We start from the raw sequence: 14,543 nt of genomic DNA, 5'->3' as shown, positions 1-14,543 counted from the left end.
GAGGACCAATCCATATTAAGGATTAGTCCTCTTTTTTTGAGCACTTAATATTTTCTTAAAAAATCTACATCTCGATCAAATATTTGTTTCACAACATAACGTTGAAGTGTATTGAGTATCGCTTCGATGACTTGTGTTTTGTTGGATAAAATACGTATGCTAAACCCGTGTGTAGGTAATTGTGTAATGCCAAAACGACAATCAAACTGTTGTTGGAAATGTTTGATGTGTTCATAAACTGCATCGATAAATTTTTGATTTACACTAGGGTGTATAAAATAACATGAACCTAAATGTGTATAGTCTTCCATGTAACCAATTCCAGTAACTTTATTTTTGGATGGATCTAGTAACATATTATCAAAAACGACTAATTCATTATCGACAAAGATTTCATTGAGTAAATGCATATAACTATAACTGAAAGCTTTGTCTGATTTGGAATACCCTGGAGTTAGGATATCGGTATAGAATAATGCGGCTGTCTTTGTTAAATGAAATTGGTTATGTTGATAAAATTTAGCATTCTCAAATGCAATAATTGGATCACCTACATACTCAGCATATCCATAATCCTTAATGTTGAAAGTTTGATATTGCTCTACATGATCATTTAGCGTTTTGTAAATTTTGGTTGCACCTTGAGAAGTTAGAATAACTTTGGCATCAGTATCTATATTGAAATTCATTGAATAGCGGTCACCATCTAAATAGCCCCCACCTACATTAACAATATAAAAAGTAGGGATATCAGAATTGTTTAAATAAACTGGACGCATGACTTTCAGAGCTTTTTCAAAAAAGATATTCCTAGCTACTGATTTTTTGCCATTATTAAAGACTGATAAATCTAATTGACCTGTCCAATTTTGTCTCTCCTCAGACATTTAAGCCAACCCTTTAAGAAATACGTCTTGTTCTATCCAATGAATGACTTCATCTAAACCGTCATCAGTTTTTAGGTTTGTAAACGTAAATGGTCGGTTGCCACGGAATGCTTTAGTATCCTCAGCCATACGATCTAACGATGCACCTACATATGGTGCTAAGTCTGTTTTGTTAATGACGAAGAAGTCTGATTTGATCATACCTTGACCACCTTTACGTGGAATTTTTTCACCTTGAGCGACATCGATAATATAGATGGAAAAGTCAACGAGTTCTGGGCTGAATGTAGCAGCTAAATTGTCGCCGCCTGATTCTATAAAAATTAACTCGATATCATCATTACGTTCTTTCAATTCGTCGATAGCTGCAAAGTTCATAGATGCATCTTCACGAATAGCTGTATGTGGGCAACCTCCAGTTTCAACACCAATAATACGATCCTCTGGTAGCACACCAGAATTGACTAATATTTTTTCGTCTTCTTTAGTATAGATGTCATTTGTGATAACGCCAATACTCATGTCTTTAGCTAAGCGTTTAACAATTTTTTCGATAAGTTGTGTTTTACCTGCACCTACAGGTCCACCTATACCAATCTTTATTGTATCTGTCATAAAAGTCTTCCTCCTACGAAATAAAAATTCTTACATTTACATTTTCATGTTCCATTTGATTAATCTCTAAACCAGGTGCAGTTATACCTAATTGAGATTGATCTAGTGTCATAATATGCTCTCTCGTTTTTTTCATAACAGGTATCATTTTATGCACAATACGCTGACCTGCAGTTTGTCCTAATGGAATAGCACGTACTGCATTTTGAGTGAGACTAGACACATTTTGATATAAATAATAATCAATAATGGTTTCAATATCGACACCGAGATAGTGACCAAGCATGGTAAAACAAATAGTAGGGTGTAATGTCGCTTGTTTTGCTTTCATTTTCGAGTGATACCAGTCAATCCAGTCACTGTCGTAAAGTTCTGAAGCGAGTTTAACCATGCGATTGCCCATTTGCTTGGAACCTTGTCGGGTTTCTTTTGGTAAATTTTGAACGAAGAGTAGGCGGTCTAATTTTAAGATAGCTGCCGTATCTTCTTGATTGAGTGCATCGTAAACAAGACGCATTGCAAGCCCATCTGCGAATGTTAATTGTTCGTTTAAAAATAGGGTGAGCCATTGCTGAAACGATGCTTCATCATGGACGGTATCGCGTTGTATATAAGTTTCAAGTCCAAAAGAATGACTGAATGCACCTGTTGGAAACTGTGAATCGCAAAACTGAAACAGGCGTAAATGTGCATGATCAATCATGAGAATGTCCTATATGTCTAAACGCTTGATTGACTTTGCGGTCTTCATGTTCATAAGGTATACCTAAATCTTTTAGTAACGATTCTACCAAATAATCATATTGGACGAGCATTTCAGTCTCTGTAAATTGTGCTGGTAAATGCCTGTTACCAAGTTGATGTGCGATATCTCCCATTTCTTGTAATGATCGTGGCTTAATTACTAATAAGTCTTCAGAGTTTACATCAACGATAATCATATTTGTATCATCTTGATATAAAATGTCGCCATATTGTAAATCGATGGGTTGTTTTAAACGAATACCAATTTCATTGCCATGATCTGTTGTGACACGTTGGATTCTTTTAACTAAATCAGAATTTTCCAAGTATACTTTTTCAATGTGCTTATTTTTGTCGCTATCTGTAAGGTTAGCGATATTTCCTACAATTTCTTCGATAATCATTGTTGGCCTCCTAGAATAAGAAATAACGTTGTGTTAATGGTAATTCTGTTGCTGGTTCACTAGTGATTTTTTCACCGTCTACAAATACTTCATATGTTTGTGGATCGACATCTAAATGTGGTGTTGCGTTATTGTTTTTCATATCTTTTTTACTTAGTTTACGAATATTGTGCACGGGTCTTAGTTTACGTTTTAAACCTAAAAGTTTGCCAATATCATTTTCATAAGCAGTAGTAGATACGAATGTCATTGAAGTACCTTGCATATTTCCACCAAGTTGACCATACATCTTGCGGTATTTTAAAGGTTCTGAAGTAGGGATAGAACCATTAGCATCCCCGTTAATTGCAGTGTTTATTAAACCTCCCTTAATAATGACGTCAGGTTTAACACCAAAGAAAGCGGGTTCCCACATAATTATATCAGCCAGTTTACCTTCGTCGATTGACCCAACGTAATCTGAAATACCATGCGTAATCGCAGGATTAATAGTATATTTTGCAATATAGCGCTTGATTCTATTATTGTCATTATATTCGCTGTCGCCAGCTAACGGACCACGTTGTACTTTCATACGGTGTGCCACTTGCCAAGTTCTTGTAATTACTTCGCCTACGCGTCCCATGGCTTGGGAATCAGAGCTGACCATGCTAAAAACGCCCATATCCTGTAATACGTCTTCCGCAGCAATTGTTTCTTTACGGATACGAGAATCAGCAAAGGCAATATCTTCAGGTATTGATGCATTCAGATGATGCGTAATCATAACCATGTCTAGATGTTCATCAATTGTATTAACTGTATAAGGTAAGGTAGGGTTTGTGGAAGATGGTAGTATATTGGAATAAGCTGCAGATTTAATTAGGTCAGGCGCATGTCCACCACCTGCGCCCTCTGTATGATACATATGTAGTACACGGTCTTTAACGGCAGCCATTGTTTCTTCCATAAAGCCTGCTTCATTTAATGTATCGGCGTGTAATGCAATTTGGACGTCATAATCGTCAGCAACTTGAAGCGCATGATCTAATGCTGAAGGTGTTGCACCCCAGTCTTCATGTACTTTTAAACCGATAGCACCAGCGTGTATCTGTTCTACTAAAGCTGTGTGATTAACTGCTTGCCCTTTACCAGTAAAACCAATGTTTAATGGTAGCGACTCTGCTGCTAATAACATGCGATGTAAATGCCAAGGGCCTGGAGTAACTGTTGTCGCTTTAGCGCCTTCAGATGCGCCTGTCCCTCCGCCGATATGTGTAGTAATACCACTTTCAAGGGCAACCTGGGACTGTTCAGGATTAACGAAATGGACGTGTGTATCGATACCACCAGCTGTTATTATTTTGCCTTCTGCAGAAATAATATCTGTAGTTGCACCAATTATAATGTCTACGTTATCCATGATATCTGGGTTACCAGCTTTACCTATTTTCATAATATAACCATTTTTAACACCGATATCCGCTTTAACGATTTTATCGTAATCAAGAATAAGTGCATTTGTAATAACTAAATCTGCTACTTGCTTGTCATCACGCGTTACATTAGGATTTTGAGCCATACCATCACGGATTGATTTACCACCGCCAAATGCGGCTTCGTCACCATATGTTGCGTAATCTTTTTCGACACGTGCAAATAAATTGGTATCTCCTAATCTTACAGAGTCTCCGACAGTAGGACCATATAGACTTGTATATTGTGATTGCGTCATTTTAAAACTCATCGGTTATACCCACTTTCTTTATTAGCGTTTTCGCTGACTTTATTTTCTTCAGTAATAATTTCTGTGGCGCTGTTGTCATCTTCAGCCTTATAGACACGCTCTTCATCAATAGGTCCATTCACTTTGCCATGAAAACCATAAATTCTTCTTTTGCCGCTATATTCTACGAGTTGAACTTCCTTTTCGTCACCGGGTTCAAAACGTACTGCTGCTCCTGCAGGAATATCTAAACGTTTACCATATGCTTTCTCGCGGTCAAATTGTAACGCTGGATTTACTTCAAAGAAATGATAGTGCGAACCAACTTGAATAGGGCGGTCGCCAGTGTTTTTAACATCAAGTATCGTAGCATAGTGTCCTTGATTTACTTCAATTTCAGTACGTTTAACTATAATTTCACCAGGCTTCATAATTAAATTCCTCCTTTACACTATTGGATGATGTACAGTGATTAACTTCGTACCGTCTGGGAACGTTGCTTCTATTTCCATTTCAGTTAACATATCTGCAACACCTTCCATCACATCTTCTTCATTCAATATTTGTTTACCATAACTCATTAGTTCTGCAACAGTTTTTCCATCTCTTGCACCTTCGAGCAATTCGAAACTGATAATCGCAACTGCCTCGGGATAGTTTAATTTTAATCCTCTTTGCTGACGTCTGCGTGCTAGATCAGCTGCAACAACTAACATGAGTTTGTCTTGTTCACGTTGTGTAAAATGCACAATTTCACTACCTTTCAACTAATTAAATTGTATATATAATATACATGCACTTTAATGATAGAACTATTTATTCTAAACTACAAGAATAACAGCTTATGAAATGGTTGATTTACAATTATATATTTATTCTAACTGATATGTATTGCTTTTAATTTACTATGTATTAATATATCATGGTTAGGTCAGAGTATATGGAAATCAGGTGACAATATGTATGCAGTTCGTATTGTATTAAAGAATATTGCGCAGGTGTTATTACTAGATAATGCTTGGACAGGATTATTTATTTTGTTAGGTCTCTTTGTCGGAAGTTGGAAAGTAGGAACAATGGCGTTAATTGCAAGCATGATTGCACTATTGTTAGCGAAAAGGACGAATTACTCAGACGACGAAATCAATACCGGATTAGCAGGTTTTAATCCTGTACTTACAGCAATTGCATTAACGTTATTCTTAGTGCCAGAATGGTACAGTTTGATTATTATAATTGTCGCGATTACTATCACGATGCCAATTGGTTCAGCTTTCAGAGAATTTTTCAAACCTTTTGGTGTACCGATGCTTACAATGCCGTATGTATTTGTAAGTTGGTTAGTGTTACTCATGTCATTTCAATTTAAGTTTGTAAATGCAGATGTAAATATTCTGCCCAATGCAATACATGAAATTCAGTTTTCTGGGCATAGCATTCATTTTTTTAATGCTTTTTTATCGGGATTCAGTGAGGTGTTTTTATTAAAAAGTGTATTAGCTGGATTGTTGATACTAATTGGCATTTTTATTGCTTCAAGAAAGGCAGGCATTTTTGCAATAATAGCGAACTTAATAGGCTTTATAGCAGTAATTGTATTAGGTGCTAATCATGACCAAATTAATGACGGTCTGTTCGGTTATAACGTCATACTGACCGTATTGGCATTAGGCGTTACGTTTAGCACTAGAATTCAGCGTAACATTAGTATTGTAATAGGTATTCTATTAACAATTGTAATTCATGCAGGAATGACGACATTACTGACACCGTTCGGCTTACCAGTATTTACACTGCCATTTATTATAGCTACATGGATTATGTTATTTGCTGGAAATCAAATGAAGGAACAGCAAAGTAATGATAGCGTTGATTTTTATGGAATGTGATTGAGTTGTATTCATATTATGAGCAATCCATTTATTACGTTAAGTAAAGTATCATTTATGTTGAAAGAAGGAATATAGAATGAAAAGATTAATTGCATTTATAGCTACATTAGCATTAATATTAGCCGGTTGTAGCGGAGCTGGAACCAATTCGAAAGGGAAAACACTCAACGTTGAATTACCACTGAAGACGACGTCGATTGCGCCTTATGACACAGATGTTCCAGTTAAAATAGGTGCTGCAGAATCATTATTTAAAGCAGGTGCAGATGGTAAAATTCAGAAATTATTAGTTAAGGATTATAATCAAAAGTCACCAACGCAATTAGACATTACTTTAAAAGATAATATTAAATTCCAAAATGGTAAAAAAGTTACTGGACGTGCAGTAAAAGCAAGTTTAGAAAAAAGTATACAAAAAAGTGATCTCGTAAAAGGTTCATTACCAATTAAAGATATTAAAGTCGATGGTCAAAAACTGACAATCACGACTAAAGAAGCATATCCGGAATTAGTTTCTGAATTGGCGAGTCCATTTTCAGCTATATATGATACAAACGCCAAAAGTGATTTGACACAAACGCCAGTGGGTACTGGTCCGTATCAAATCAAAGATTATAAACAATCACAGAAAATTAAATTAGAACGATTTAAAGATTATTGGCAAGGTAAACCGAATTTAGATTATATTAATGTTACATATCAAGAGGATGGTAATGCACGTACGAGTGATTTAGCATCTGGTAAAGCGGATGTAATTACAGATGTTCCTGTAGAAAAAGAGAAAGTACTCAACAAAGGTGACGAAACAACAACATCTGCAGTTTCAGGTTTTAGAACGTCATTACTCATGTATAATCATTCGAGTGAAAAAATGACCAAACCCGTACGCGAAGCATTGGATAAAATTGTTAACCGAGAAAGTATGGCGGAAAATGTATCTAAAGGTCATGCAACACCTGCAACAGGACCATTTAACTCTAAATTAGACTTTATTAAGAAAGAAGCAGTACAACAACAAGATATTGAGAAGGCTAAAAATATCATGAAAGCAGAAGGATATACTAAAGTACATCCTTTAAAACTTACGGTGTCCACATATAATGGTCGACCAGAACTACCGAAAATGGTGCAAGTCATTCAATCGGATGCTAAAAAAGCTAATATTGATATTACCATTCGGAATGTAGATGATATTGAAGGGTACCTTAAAGATAAAAAGCAATGGGATGCGTCTATGTATAGCTTCGGCACAATTCCAAGAGGAGATACAGGCTATTTCTTTAATCAAGCGTTTAAACCTAAAGGTGCGATTAATGCTGGTGCTTATAATAATGACGAAGTAACGACGCTTATAGATAAACTTAATACAACTGTAGATAAATCAGAACGTAATCAATTGGCAAATAAAATTATTAATCTTACGGATAAAGATTTAGCTAATAGTTATTTGACATATATGGATAATATTGTAGGAATGAATAAAAAGGTGAGTAACTTAAAAGCATCACCAGAAGGTATATATCTAATAGATTATAAGGTAGATAAAAAATAATGTTATTAAAAAATATACTCTCTAGAGTTGGACAAATGATCATTGTATTGTTTGTCCTTTCTACTATCACTTTTATACTAATGAAACTTACGCCAGGGGATCCAGTTGATAAAATATTACATCTAGATGTTGCGAACGTTTCAAATGACCAAATTGAATCAACGAAAGAACGTCTAGGCTTAAATCAACCAATGATTGTGCAATATATTCAATGGCTCGGTCAAATTGTGCAATTGAATTTTGGTACGAGTTATCAAACGGGTGAGCCAGTGATGCATGAATTGATGTATTACACGCCACCAACATTGTTTATTGCGATAATGACTATCATTGTCGTATTTATTGTTGCCGTCCCATTAGGAATTATAGCAGCACGACACTATCATACATGGATTGATACATTGATAAGAACAGTGACGTCGTTTACGGTTAGTATCCCGTCATTCTTCTTAGGTACAATATTAATATTTATATTTGCTCAAAAATGGAACTTATTACCTTCATCTGGATTGGATTCAATGGCTGGTTATATTTTACCAATCGCAGCATTAAGTATAGGCATGAGTGCCTATTATGTGCGTTTAATGCGCTCTACCTTAATTGAGCTGTATCAATCTAAAGAAGTTGAAGCGGCAAGGTTAAGAGGTATGTCGGAACGCTATATATTATGGGAAGATTTATTCAAACCAGCTATTATACCTGTGATTACAGTGCTCGGTATGTCTGTGGGGAGTCTTATTGGCGGTACAGTTGTTATTGAAAATTTATTCGGTATACCCGGCATAGGTCACTTTTTAGTAGATAGTATAAGAGCAAGAGATTACCCAGTTGTACAAGGGACTGTCATCATGATTGGCGTGATGGTAGTGTTAGCGAATACTTTGAGTGACTTATTATTGCTATGGATTGATCCAAAACGCCGACATATGAAACATGCAAAGGTTCATTCAAAACGTCGTCAGGATGGTGAAACATCATGAAACAATTCAGCATACGTAAACATCAAATCATCTTCTATATCTTTGCATTATATATATTTATATTAATAGTGGCGCAATTTTTCGTATCATCTGATCGTGCATTTGAAGTGAATCTTGGTCAAAGTTTGGAAATGCCTAACATGGCGCATTGGCTTGGTACGGATGACTATGGAAGAGATTTATTATCTAGAGCGATTATTGGTGCTCGATATACATTGATCATAAGTTTGATAACGTTATTAGTTACCGTAATCATAGGTGTACCTTTAGGACTTATCGCGGGTTATAAACATGGCATTATCGATACGGTGATTATGCGTTGTATTGATATCGGTCTCAGTATTCCAGAATTTGTCTTGATGATTGCACTCGCAAGTTTCTTTAAACCAAGTATATGGAATTTAGTTATCGCCATTACAATTATAAAATGGATGACTTATACACGGTTAACGCGAGCAGTCGTACATAGTGAAATGGATAAACCGTACATTCAAATGGCTAAGTTGTTTCATGTTCCAACGTATATCATTATATTTAAGCATTTTCTACCGCAAGTAATGCCTTCTATCATTGTGTTAATGACAGTAGATTTTGGGAAAATTATCCTCTATATATCATCACTATCATTTTTAGGTTTAGGTGCGCAGCCTCCATCACCTGAATGGGGGGCAATGTTAAATGCGGGTAGAGATTATATAACTTCCTATCCATTACTATTAATTGTGCCAGCATGCTTAATAACTGTAACGATATTATTATTTAATTTAGCTGGAGATGCATTGCGAGATAGATTATTAAAGGGGAAGCGTGATATGGATGACTAATATACTCGAAATGACAAATCTATCTATTAAAGACAACAAGGGTAATCATTTATTACAGCAGGTGAATATTGGCTTGAGAGAAGCAAAAGTCAATGTGCTCGTAGGAGAAAGTGGTTCTGGAAAAAGTTTGACTGCCAAAGCTTTGGTGCAACATATCCCGTCGACTTTGCGCATGCACTATGACAGTTTGAAATATCAAAAACGCGAAATTAAGTATATGCAACAATTATTAGGTAAAGAAATTGGTTTTATTTCGCAGGACTATACTCATAGTTTTAATGATCATACCAAGTTAGGGAAACAACTTAATGCAATATATAGACAACATTATAAAGTGAATAAAATGGTTGCTCAACAACACGTAAGACAAGCCCTCGAATGGGTTGATTTGGATGCAGACGAGATGTTAGATAAATACCGGTTTAACCTATCAGGCGGACAATTAGCACGTATCCAAATTGCAAGTGTATTGATGTTGAATCCGAATGTGATTATAGCTGATGAACCTACAGCGTCTTTAGATGCTATAACAGGGTATCATGTCATGCAATTGATTAAGCACTTAGCGGATGTGCATCAAGTGACATTGTTGTTAATTACGCATAATTTAGCGCACGTGTTAGATTTTAGTGATTGGATTCATGTAATGAGATGCGGAGAAATCATTGAATATAAACAGGTACATGACTTTAAAGCAGGGAATATTACAGCTTATAGTTCGGAGTTATTTAATGCGCGTAGCCAGTTGGAAAAGGGGGAAATACATGATTCGACTCAATCATCTGAACTATAGAATCAAACAGGAACATATTTTGAAAAATATAACTCTGGACATTAAACCTAACGAAGTCATAGGCGTCGTTGGAGAAAGTGGCTCTGGAAAGACAACTTTGATGCAAATCATATTAGGTTTAATTCAACCGACTAGCGGTACGTATACAAGTCATCAGCATCACATATTGCCTATATTTCAACATGCATACGATAGTTTTAACCCTAAATTTAGAATGCGTCAATCTATGGCAGAAGCAATAAAATATCAAAATCAAACAGATGAAAGTCAAATGTTTGAACGATTATCTAAGTTAATGGAGCGTATGCAATTAGATGACCAAATGTTGAATAAATACCCTGAGGAATTGAGTGGTGGACAGTTACAACGCTTTAATACGATACGGACAATGATGTTAGCCCCCGATATCATTATTGGGGATGAAATGACAGCGAGTTTAGATGTGATTGCTGAACAACGTATGTTGCAAATACTTAAAGAGGATTATGTTAAAGTAAATAATTCTCGAAAAGGTCTGATTTTAATTTCACATGATATTACATTTTTAAATCAAATTGTAGAACGTCTGATTGTAATGAAACAAGGTGAAATCGTTGATGATTTTCATGTGCAAAATTTATTTGATCAACAACGTCATGTATATACTCAAGAATTACTTTCAATTTATTGAATTTTAGGTTCAAGAAAGGCAAATTTTCCACAACTCAATGTGGGAATTTGCTTTTTTGTTTGAGGTGCAAATGTTTTGAATTAATAATAACGTTTTATTATTTTTGATAGTAAATATATTTTAAAATTTAAAAATAAAGCGCAATATATGATTGAGATTCATATAACATCATGTATAATTGAGAATAAGTTGATAAAAGGGGACATAGAGATGAAAAAATTAATATTACCATTGCTAGCATTAGTGTTAATACTCGCTGCATGTGGCAACGGCTCAAATGATAAAGCTTCTAAAAAAGATGAAGTAAAAACAACATATAAACAAGATTCAGGTGAAAAAGTTAAAATACCGAAACATCCGAAACGTATTGTTGTATTAGGTGCTACCTACGCTGGTGGTTTGAAACAATTAGATGCAAATGTTGTAGGTGTCGCAAATATTGTTGATGACAGTAAAGTATTAAAAGATAAATTTAAAGATGTCGATAAAGTAGATCCAGAAAATGTTGAAAGTGTTGCGAAACTTAAGCCGGATTTGATTATCACATATAACACAGATAAAAACTTGAAAAAGCTTAATAAAGTTGCACCAACGATTGCTTTTGACTATATGAAACATGATTACAAAGAACAACATAAAGAACTTGGAAAAATAGTTGGTAAAGAAGATAAAGCTAATGAATGGATTAAGGAATGGGATAAGAAGACACAAAATGATGGTCAAGAAATTAAAGACCAAATTGGAACAGATACGACCGTTTCGATCATTAAAGATTTTGATAAGAAAATCTATGCATTAGGTAAAACTTATGGTCATGGTAGCGAGATTCTATATGATTCATTTGGATTGAAGATGCCTAGTAAGGTAGAAAAAGCAACTAAGAAAAATGATTTAGCTGATATATCTGAGGAACAAATCCCGGAAATGTCTGGCGATTATGTTGTAACACCAGTTGCCAAAGGTGCTGACTTATCTTTTGAAAAGAAAGATATTTGGAAAAACACTAAGGCAGTTAAAAATGGTAAAACATTTAAAGTAGATGAAGGTATTTATTGGTTAAATGATCCTTATTCATTAGAATATGAACGTAAAGATTTAAAAGAAAAATTACTACAACATAAATAATTAATAAAACTGTCGTAAAGTGATCTTACGGCAGTTTTTTTATCATATAAACAGTATAATGACAGAGATTTAGTACATTTATGAAAGAAATGTTATGATTAGTTCAATAACACTTATATCTTGGGAGGATATAATGAAAAAACAACAAAAAATTGATAATTGGGTTCAACTGACCAAATATGTACATTATATAGAGACAATGATTGAAAAAAATTTAAAAGAAACATATAATCTGAGCCTTAAGGAATTCTATGTTTTATATGAAATTTATAAGGCAAAAGGTAAGAAGTATAAAATTAATGACTTAATTAAAATAGTAGACTTGAGTCAGAGCGCGATGTCTCGACTCATAACTAGAATGGAAAAACCGACCCAAGCTCTAGTTTTTAGACAAGAATGCGTTGAAGATCATCGAGCAATGTATATTTATCTAACAGATGCAGGATTAGAAATAACAGAACAGGCTTTAGACACTTATGAAAATTTAATTGATAAGGTCAGTTTTACTAATATTCGAAAACTGTCACAAATTGATGATGAAAAAAATTAATAGTATATAGAAAAGGACTGGCGCGCGTTTATGTTATAAACACGTTCCAGTCCTTAAAAATATTATAACGACTTTTCATTATTTCTTTTTTTAGAATGTCTTACACCATAACAAATATAAAGTAACAGGCCAATGATAAACCAAATGAGCGTATATAATTTAGCTTCTACACTTAATCCCCAGAAAACCAAGACAACACTAATAAAAGTAATTATAGGCATAACTGGATAGAAAGGCATTTTAAATGCTGGCATTGGAATGTCTTTACCTTCTCTTGGGCGCAAGCCAAAAATACCAATAGAAACAAACATAAATGCGACCAACGTACCTGCTGAAATTAATTGTGCAAGGAATGCGAATGGGAACATTGAGCCGATAATAACCGCTATAATTGTTAAGATAATAAGTGCACGGTTTGGTAATCCTTTACTGTTCAATTTTCCTAACCATGAAGGTAATAAACCATCACGTCCAAATGAATATAACAAACGTGAACCAGCAAGCATCATACCAATAAGCGCAGTAAACATACCAATAACTGAAATGGCTTGAACGATAGCTGCTACGATGCCAAATCCACTTTGTCTTAATGCCCATCCTACTGGTTCAGAATTATCTGCATACGCTGAATATGTAAACATACCAACAAGTACTAATGAAACAGCTACAAACAGGATGACTGCAATAGCAAGCGAACCTAATATACCACGTGGCATAGTCTTTTGAGGATTGATAGCTTCTGCTGAGTTGGCAGCAATAGAATCAAACCCAATATAAGCTAAGAAAATCATTGATACACCGGCATAGATACCTTGCCATCCTCCGAAGTCTCCAGTTTCAGTAACTTTGTGCTCAGGTATAAAAGGTACATAATTACTCAAATCAATGACAGTTAATCCAACAACGATGAAAAGAAGTACTGCGAATACTTTGATGACAACAAGTATATTTTCGATACGAGCCGCAGCCGACATACCATAAGCTAACAAACAAGCAGTGAGTAAGATAACGACAGCTGCAACTATGTCGATTACACCACCATCAGTACCTAAAGTATTTGATAATGCTTTAGGCAATTCAACACCTAAAGGTGAAACAAGACCTCGCAAATTTGCTGAAAATCCTGATGCAACAAAGGCGACTGCGATAAAATACTCTGCAAGTAATGCCCAACCTGCTACCCAACCAAAGACCTCTCCAAATACAACATTAATCCAAGAATATGCTGAACCAGCGAAAGGCATTGCAGAAGACATTTCTGCATAGGCAAATGAAACGAGCGCTGCTACGACAGCTGCAAGTAGGAACGACAATGCAACAGCAGGTCCGGTATGTTGCGCTGCAACCACTCCAGGTAATGTAAATATAGAGGTAGAAACAATTGTCCCTACACCTAACGCAAGAAAATCTTTAACGCGTAAAGTTCGATTTAAATGCGCATCTTTGACTTGGTATACGGATGGATCTTCTCGTTTTAAAATCTTTCTGAAAAATTCGTTCATAAACAACCTCTCCCAATGAATCTATATCGTGAAACATTATAACTTATTTATAATAATGTATATCATAGCACAAATATATCTAAATATTCAGAAAAATTTAAAATAATTTTGTGTAATTGTACACAAGAGAAACATATTATGTGAAATGACTTTTAAACATAGTAGTGCCAAGTAAAACTGATACTTTTCAACAAATATCATCTTAATATTAAGGAAATATTCAGTTAATAAATAGTTAATAATTAATTAATAGATAGTTAATTCTAATAATTATTATTTTGAAGTACTATCATATATGTA

16 protein-coding genes are annotated in these 14,543 nt (G+C 34.8%); 8 read left to right on the top strand and 8 right to left on the bottom strand.

The window, feature by feature from the left end; genetic code table 11:
* Nucleotides 1–44: 44 nt before the first annotated feature.
* Genes BJS11_RS03810 through BJS11_RS03780 form a run of 7 tightly spaced genes read right to left on the bottom strand, consistent with a single transcriptional unit; the run spans nt 45 to nt 5,104 of the window.
* A complete protein-coding gene (locus BJS11_RS03810; protein WP_069994607.1) occupies nt 45–887 on the bottom strand; it encodes an urease accessory protein UreD in 843 nt (280 codons plus the stop codon).
* A complete protein-coding gene (gene ureG / locus BJS11_RS03805) occupies nt 888–1,502 on the bottom strand; it encodes an urease accessory protein UreG (protein WP_069994606.1) in 615 nt (204 codons plus the stop codon).
* 13 nt (nt 1,503–1,515) lie between these two features.
* Nucleotides 1,516–2,205, bottom strand: coding sequence for an urease accessory protein UreF (locus BJS11_RS03800; protein ID WP_069994605.1), 690 nt, complete (start codon nt 2,203–2,205; stop codon nt 1,516–1,518).
* The gene (gene ureE, locus BJS11_RS03795) at nt 2,198–2,650 is read right to left on the bottom strand and encodes an urease accessory protein UreE (RefSeq protein ID WP_069994604.1); all 453 of its coding nucleotides are present in this window, start codon (nt 2,648–2,650) and stop codon (nt 2,198–2,200) included. The genes BJS11_RS03800 and ureE overlap by 8 nt, the downstream gene beginning before the upstream one ends.
* 10 nt (nt 2,651–2,660) lie before the next feature.
* Nucleotides 2,661–4,376 (bottom strand): urease subunit alpha, encoded by a 1,716-nt coding sequence (gene ureC, locus BJS11_RS03790; RefSeq protein WP_069994603.1) that lies wholly within the window; start codon nt 4,374–4,376, stop codon nt 2,661–2,663.
* Nucleotides 4,373–4,786, bottom strand: a complete 414-nt coding sequence (locus BJS11_RS03785; protein ID WP_069994602.1) for an urease subunit beta — start codon at nt 4,784–4,786, stop codon at nt 4,373–4,375. Before BJS11_RS03785 ends, ureC begins: the two co-directional genes overlap by 4 nt.
* Nucleotides 4,787–4,801: 15 nt before the next feature.
* Nucleotides 4,802–5,104 carry an urease subunit gamma gene (locus tag BJS11_RS03780; protein WP_069994601.1) on the bottom strand — a complete coding sequence of 101 codons (303 nt, stop codon included), beginning with the start codon at nt 5,102–5,104 and terminating at the stop codon, nt 4,802–4,804.
* A 210-nt stretch (nt 5,105–5,314) separates the two neighbouring features.
* Here BJS11_RS03780 and yut point away from each other — a divergent pair, with 210 nt between their 5' ends.
* The 8 genes from yut (at nt 5,315) to BJS11_RS03740 (ending at nt 12,741) form a co-directional block, all read left to right on the top strand.
* On the top strand, nt 5,315–6,244 hold the full coding sequence (yut, locus tag BJS11_RS03775) for an urea transporter (RefSeq protein ID WP_069994600.1): 930 nt from the start codon (nt 5,315–5,317) through the stop codon (nt 6,242–6,244).
* 79 nt (nt 6,245–6,323) lie between these two features.
* On the top strand, nt 6,324–7,799 hold the full coding sequence (nikA, locus tag BJS11_RS03770; RefSeq protein ID WP_069994599.1) for a nickel ABC transporter substrate-binding protein: 1,476 nt from the start codon (nt 6,324–6,326) through the stop codon (nt 7,797–7,799).
* On the top strand, nt 7,799–8,779 hold the full coding sequence (nikB, locus tag BJS11_RS03765; RefSeq protein ID WP_069994598.1) for a nickel ABC transporter permease: 981 nt from the start codon (nt 7,799–7,801) through the stop codon (nt 8,777–8,779). Before nikA ends, nikB begins: the two co-directional genes overlap by 1 nt.
* Entirely contained in the window at nt 8,776–9,603 is an 828-nt protein-coding gene (gene nikC / locus BJS11_RS03760; protein WP_069994597.1) for a nickel transporter permease, read from the top strand. Before nikB ends, nikC begins: the two co-directional genes overlap by 4 nt.
* The gene (locus BJS11_RS03755) at nt 9,596–10,396 is read left to right on the top strand and encodes an ATP-binding cassette domain-containing protein (protein ID WP_069994596.1); all 801 of its coding nucleotides are present in this window, start codon (nt 9,596–9,598) and stop codon (nt 10,394–10,396) included. The genes nikC and BJS11_RS03755 overlap by 8 nt, the downstream gene beginning before the upstream one ends.
* Nucleotides 10,368–11,066 carry an ABC transporter ATP-binding protein gene (locus BJS11_RS03750; protein WP_069994595.1) on the top strand — a complete coding sequence of 233 codons (699 nt, stop codon included), beginning with the start codon at nt 10,368–10,370 and terminating at the stop codon, nt 11,064–11,066. The genes BJS11_RS03755 and BJS11_RS03750 overlap by 29 nt, the downstream gene beginning before the upstream one ends.
* Nucleotides 11,067–11,276: 210 nt before the next feature.
* On the top strand, nt 11,277–12,191 hold the full coding sequence (locus tag BJS11_RS03745; RefSeq protein WP_069994594.1) for an ABC transporter substrate-binding protein: 915 nt from the start codon (nt 11,277–11,279) through the stop codon (nt 12,189–12,191).
* A 133-nt stretch (nt 12,192–12,324) separates the two neighbouring features.
* Nucleotides 12,325–12,741, top strand: a complete 417-nt coding sequence (locus BJS11_RS03740) for a MarR family winged helix-turn-helix transcriptional regulator (RefSeq protein ID WP_069994593.1) — start codon at nt 12,325–12,327, stop codon at nt 12,739–12,741.
* A gap of 62 nt (nt 12,742–12,803) precedes the next feature.
* On the opposite strand, the gene BJS11_RS03735 is transcribed toward BJS11_RS03740, so the two are convergent.
* The gene (locus BJS11_RS03735) at nt 12,804–14,243 is read right to left on the bottom strand and encodes an APC family permease (RefSeq protein ID WP_069994592.1); all 1,440 of its coding nucleotides are present in this window, start codon (nt 14,241–14,243) and stop codon (nt 12,804–12,806) included.
* Nucleotides 14,244–14,543: the final 300 nt, after the last annotated feature.

The organism is Staphylococcus caeli (genome assembly GCF_900097965.1).
GTDB classification, from domain to species: domain Bacteria; phylum Bacillota; class Bacilli; order Staphylococcales; family Staphylococcaceae; genus Staphylococcus; species Staphylococcus caeli.
Note: the sequence above shows the minus strand (reverse complement) of the source record. Positions and strands in the feature narration are given on the sequence as shown.

Excerpts from the sequence above, each read along its gene's own strand:
- BJS11_RS03800 (WP_069994605.1), bottom strand. The coding sequence starts at position 2,205 with ATGATTGATCATGCACATTTACGCCTGTTTCAGTTTTGCGATTCACAG.
- BJS11_RS03735 (WP_069994592.1), bottom strand. The coding sequence starts at position 14,243 with ATGAACGAATTTTTCAGAAAGATTTTAAAACGAGAAGATCCATCCGTA.
- nikA (WP_069994599.1), top strand. The coding sequence starts at position 6,324 with ATGAAAAGATTAATTGCATTTATAGCTACATTAGCATTAATATTAGCC.
- BJS11_RS03785 (WP_069994602.1), bottom strand. The coding sequence starts at position 4,786 with ATGAAGCCTGGTGAAATTATAGTTAAACGTACTGAAATTGAAGTAAAT.
- BJS11_RS03810 (WP_069994607.1), bottom strand. The coding sequence starts at position 887 with ATGTCTGAGGAGAGACAAAATTGGACAGGTCAATTAGATTTATCAGTC.
- BJS11_RS03750 (WP_069994595.1), top strand. The coding sequence starts at position 10,368 with ATGATTCGACTCAATCATCTGAACTATAGAATCAAACAGGAACATATT.
- BJS11_RS03755 (WP_069994596.1), top strand. The coding sequence starts at position 9,596 with ATGACTAATATACTCGAAATGACAAATCTATCTATTAAAGACAACAAG.
- BJS11_RS03745 (WP_069994594.1), top strand. The coding sequence starts at position 11,277 with ATGAAAAAATTAATATTACCATTGCTAGCATTAGTGTTAATACTCGCT.
- ureE (WP_069994604.1), bottom strand. The coding sequence starts at position 2,650 with ATGATTATCGAAGAAATTGTAGGAAATATCGCTAACCTTACAGATAGC.
- ureC (WP_069994603.1), bottom strand. The coding sequence starts at position 4,376 with ATGAGTTTTAAAATGACGCAATCACAATATACAAGTCTATATGGTCCT.
- nikC (WP_069994597.1), top strand. The coding sequence starts at position 8,776 with ATGAAACAATTCAGCATACGTAAACATCAAATCATCTTCTATATCTTT.
- yut (WP_069994600.1), top strand. The coding sequence starts at position 5,315 with ATGTATGCAGTTCGTATTGTATTAAAGAATATTGCGCAGGTGTTATTA.
- BJS11_RS03740 (WP_069994593.1), top strand. The coding sequence starts at position 12,325 with ATGAAAAAACAACAAAAAATTGATAATTGGGTTCAACTGACCAAATAT.
- nikB (WP_069994598.1), top strand. The coding sequence starts at position 7,799 with ATGTTATTAAAAAATATACTCTCTAGAGTTGGACAAATGATCATTGTA.
- ureG (WP_069994606.1), bottom strand. The coding sequence starts at position 1,502 with ATGACAGATACAATAAAGATTGGTATAGGTGGACCTGTAGGTGCAGGT.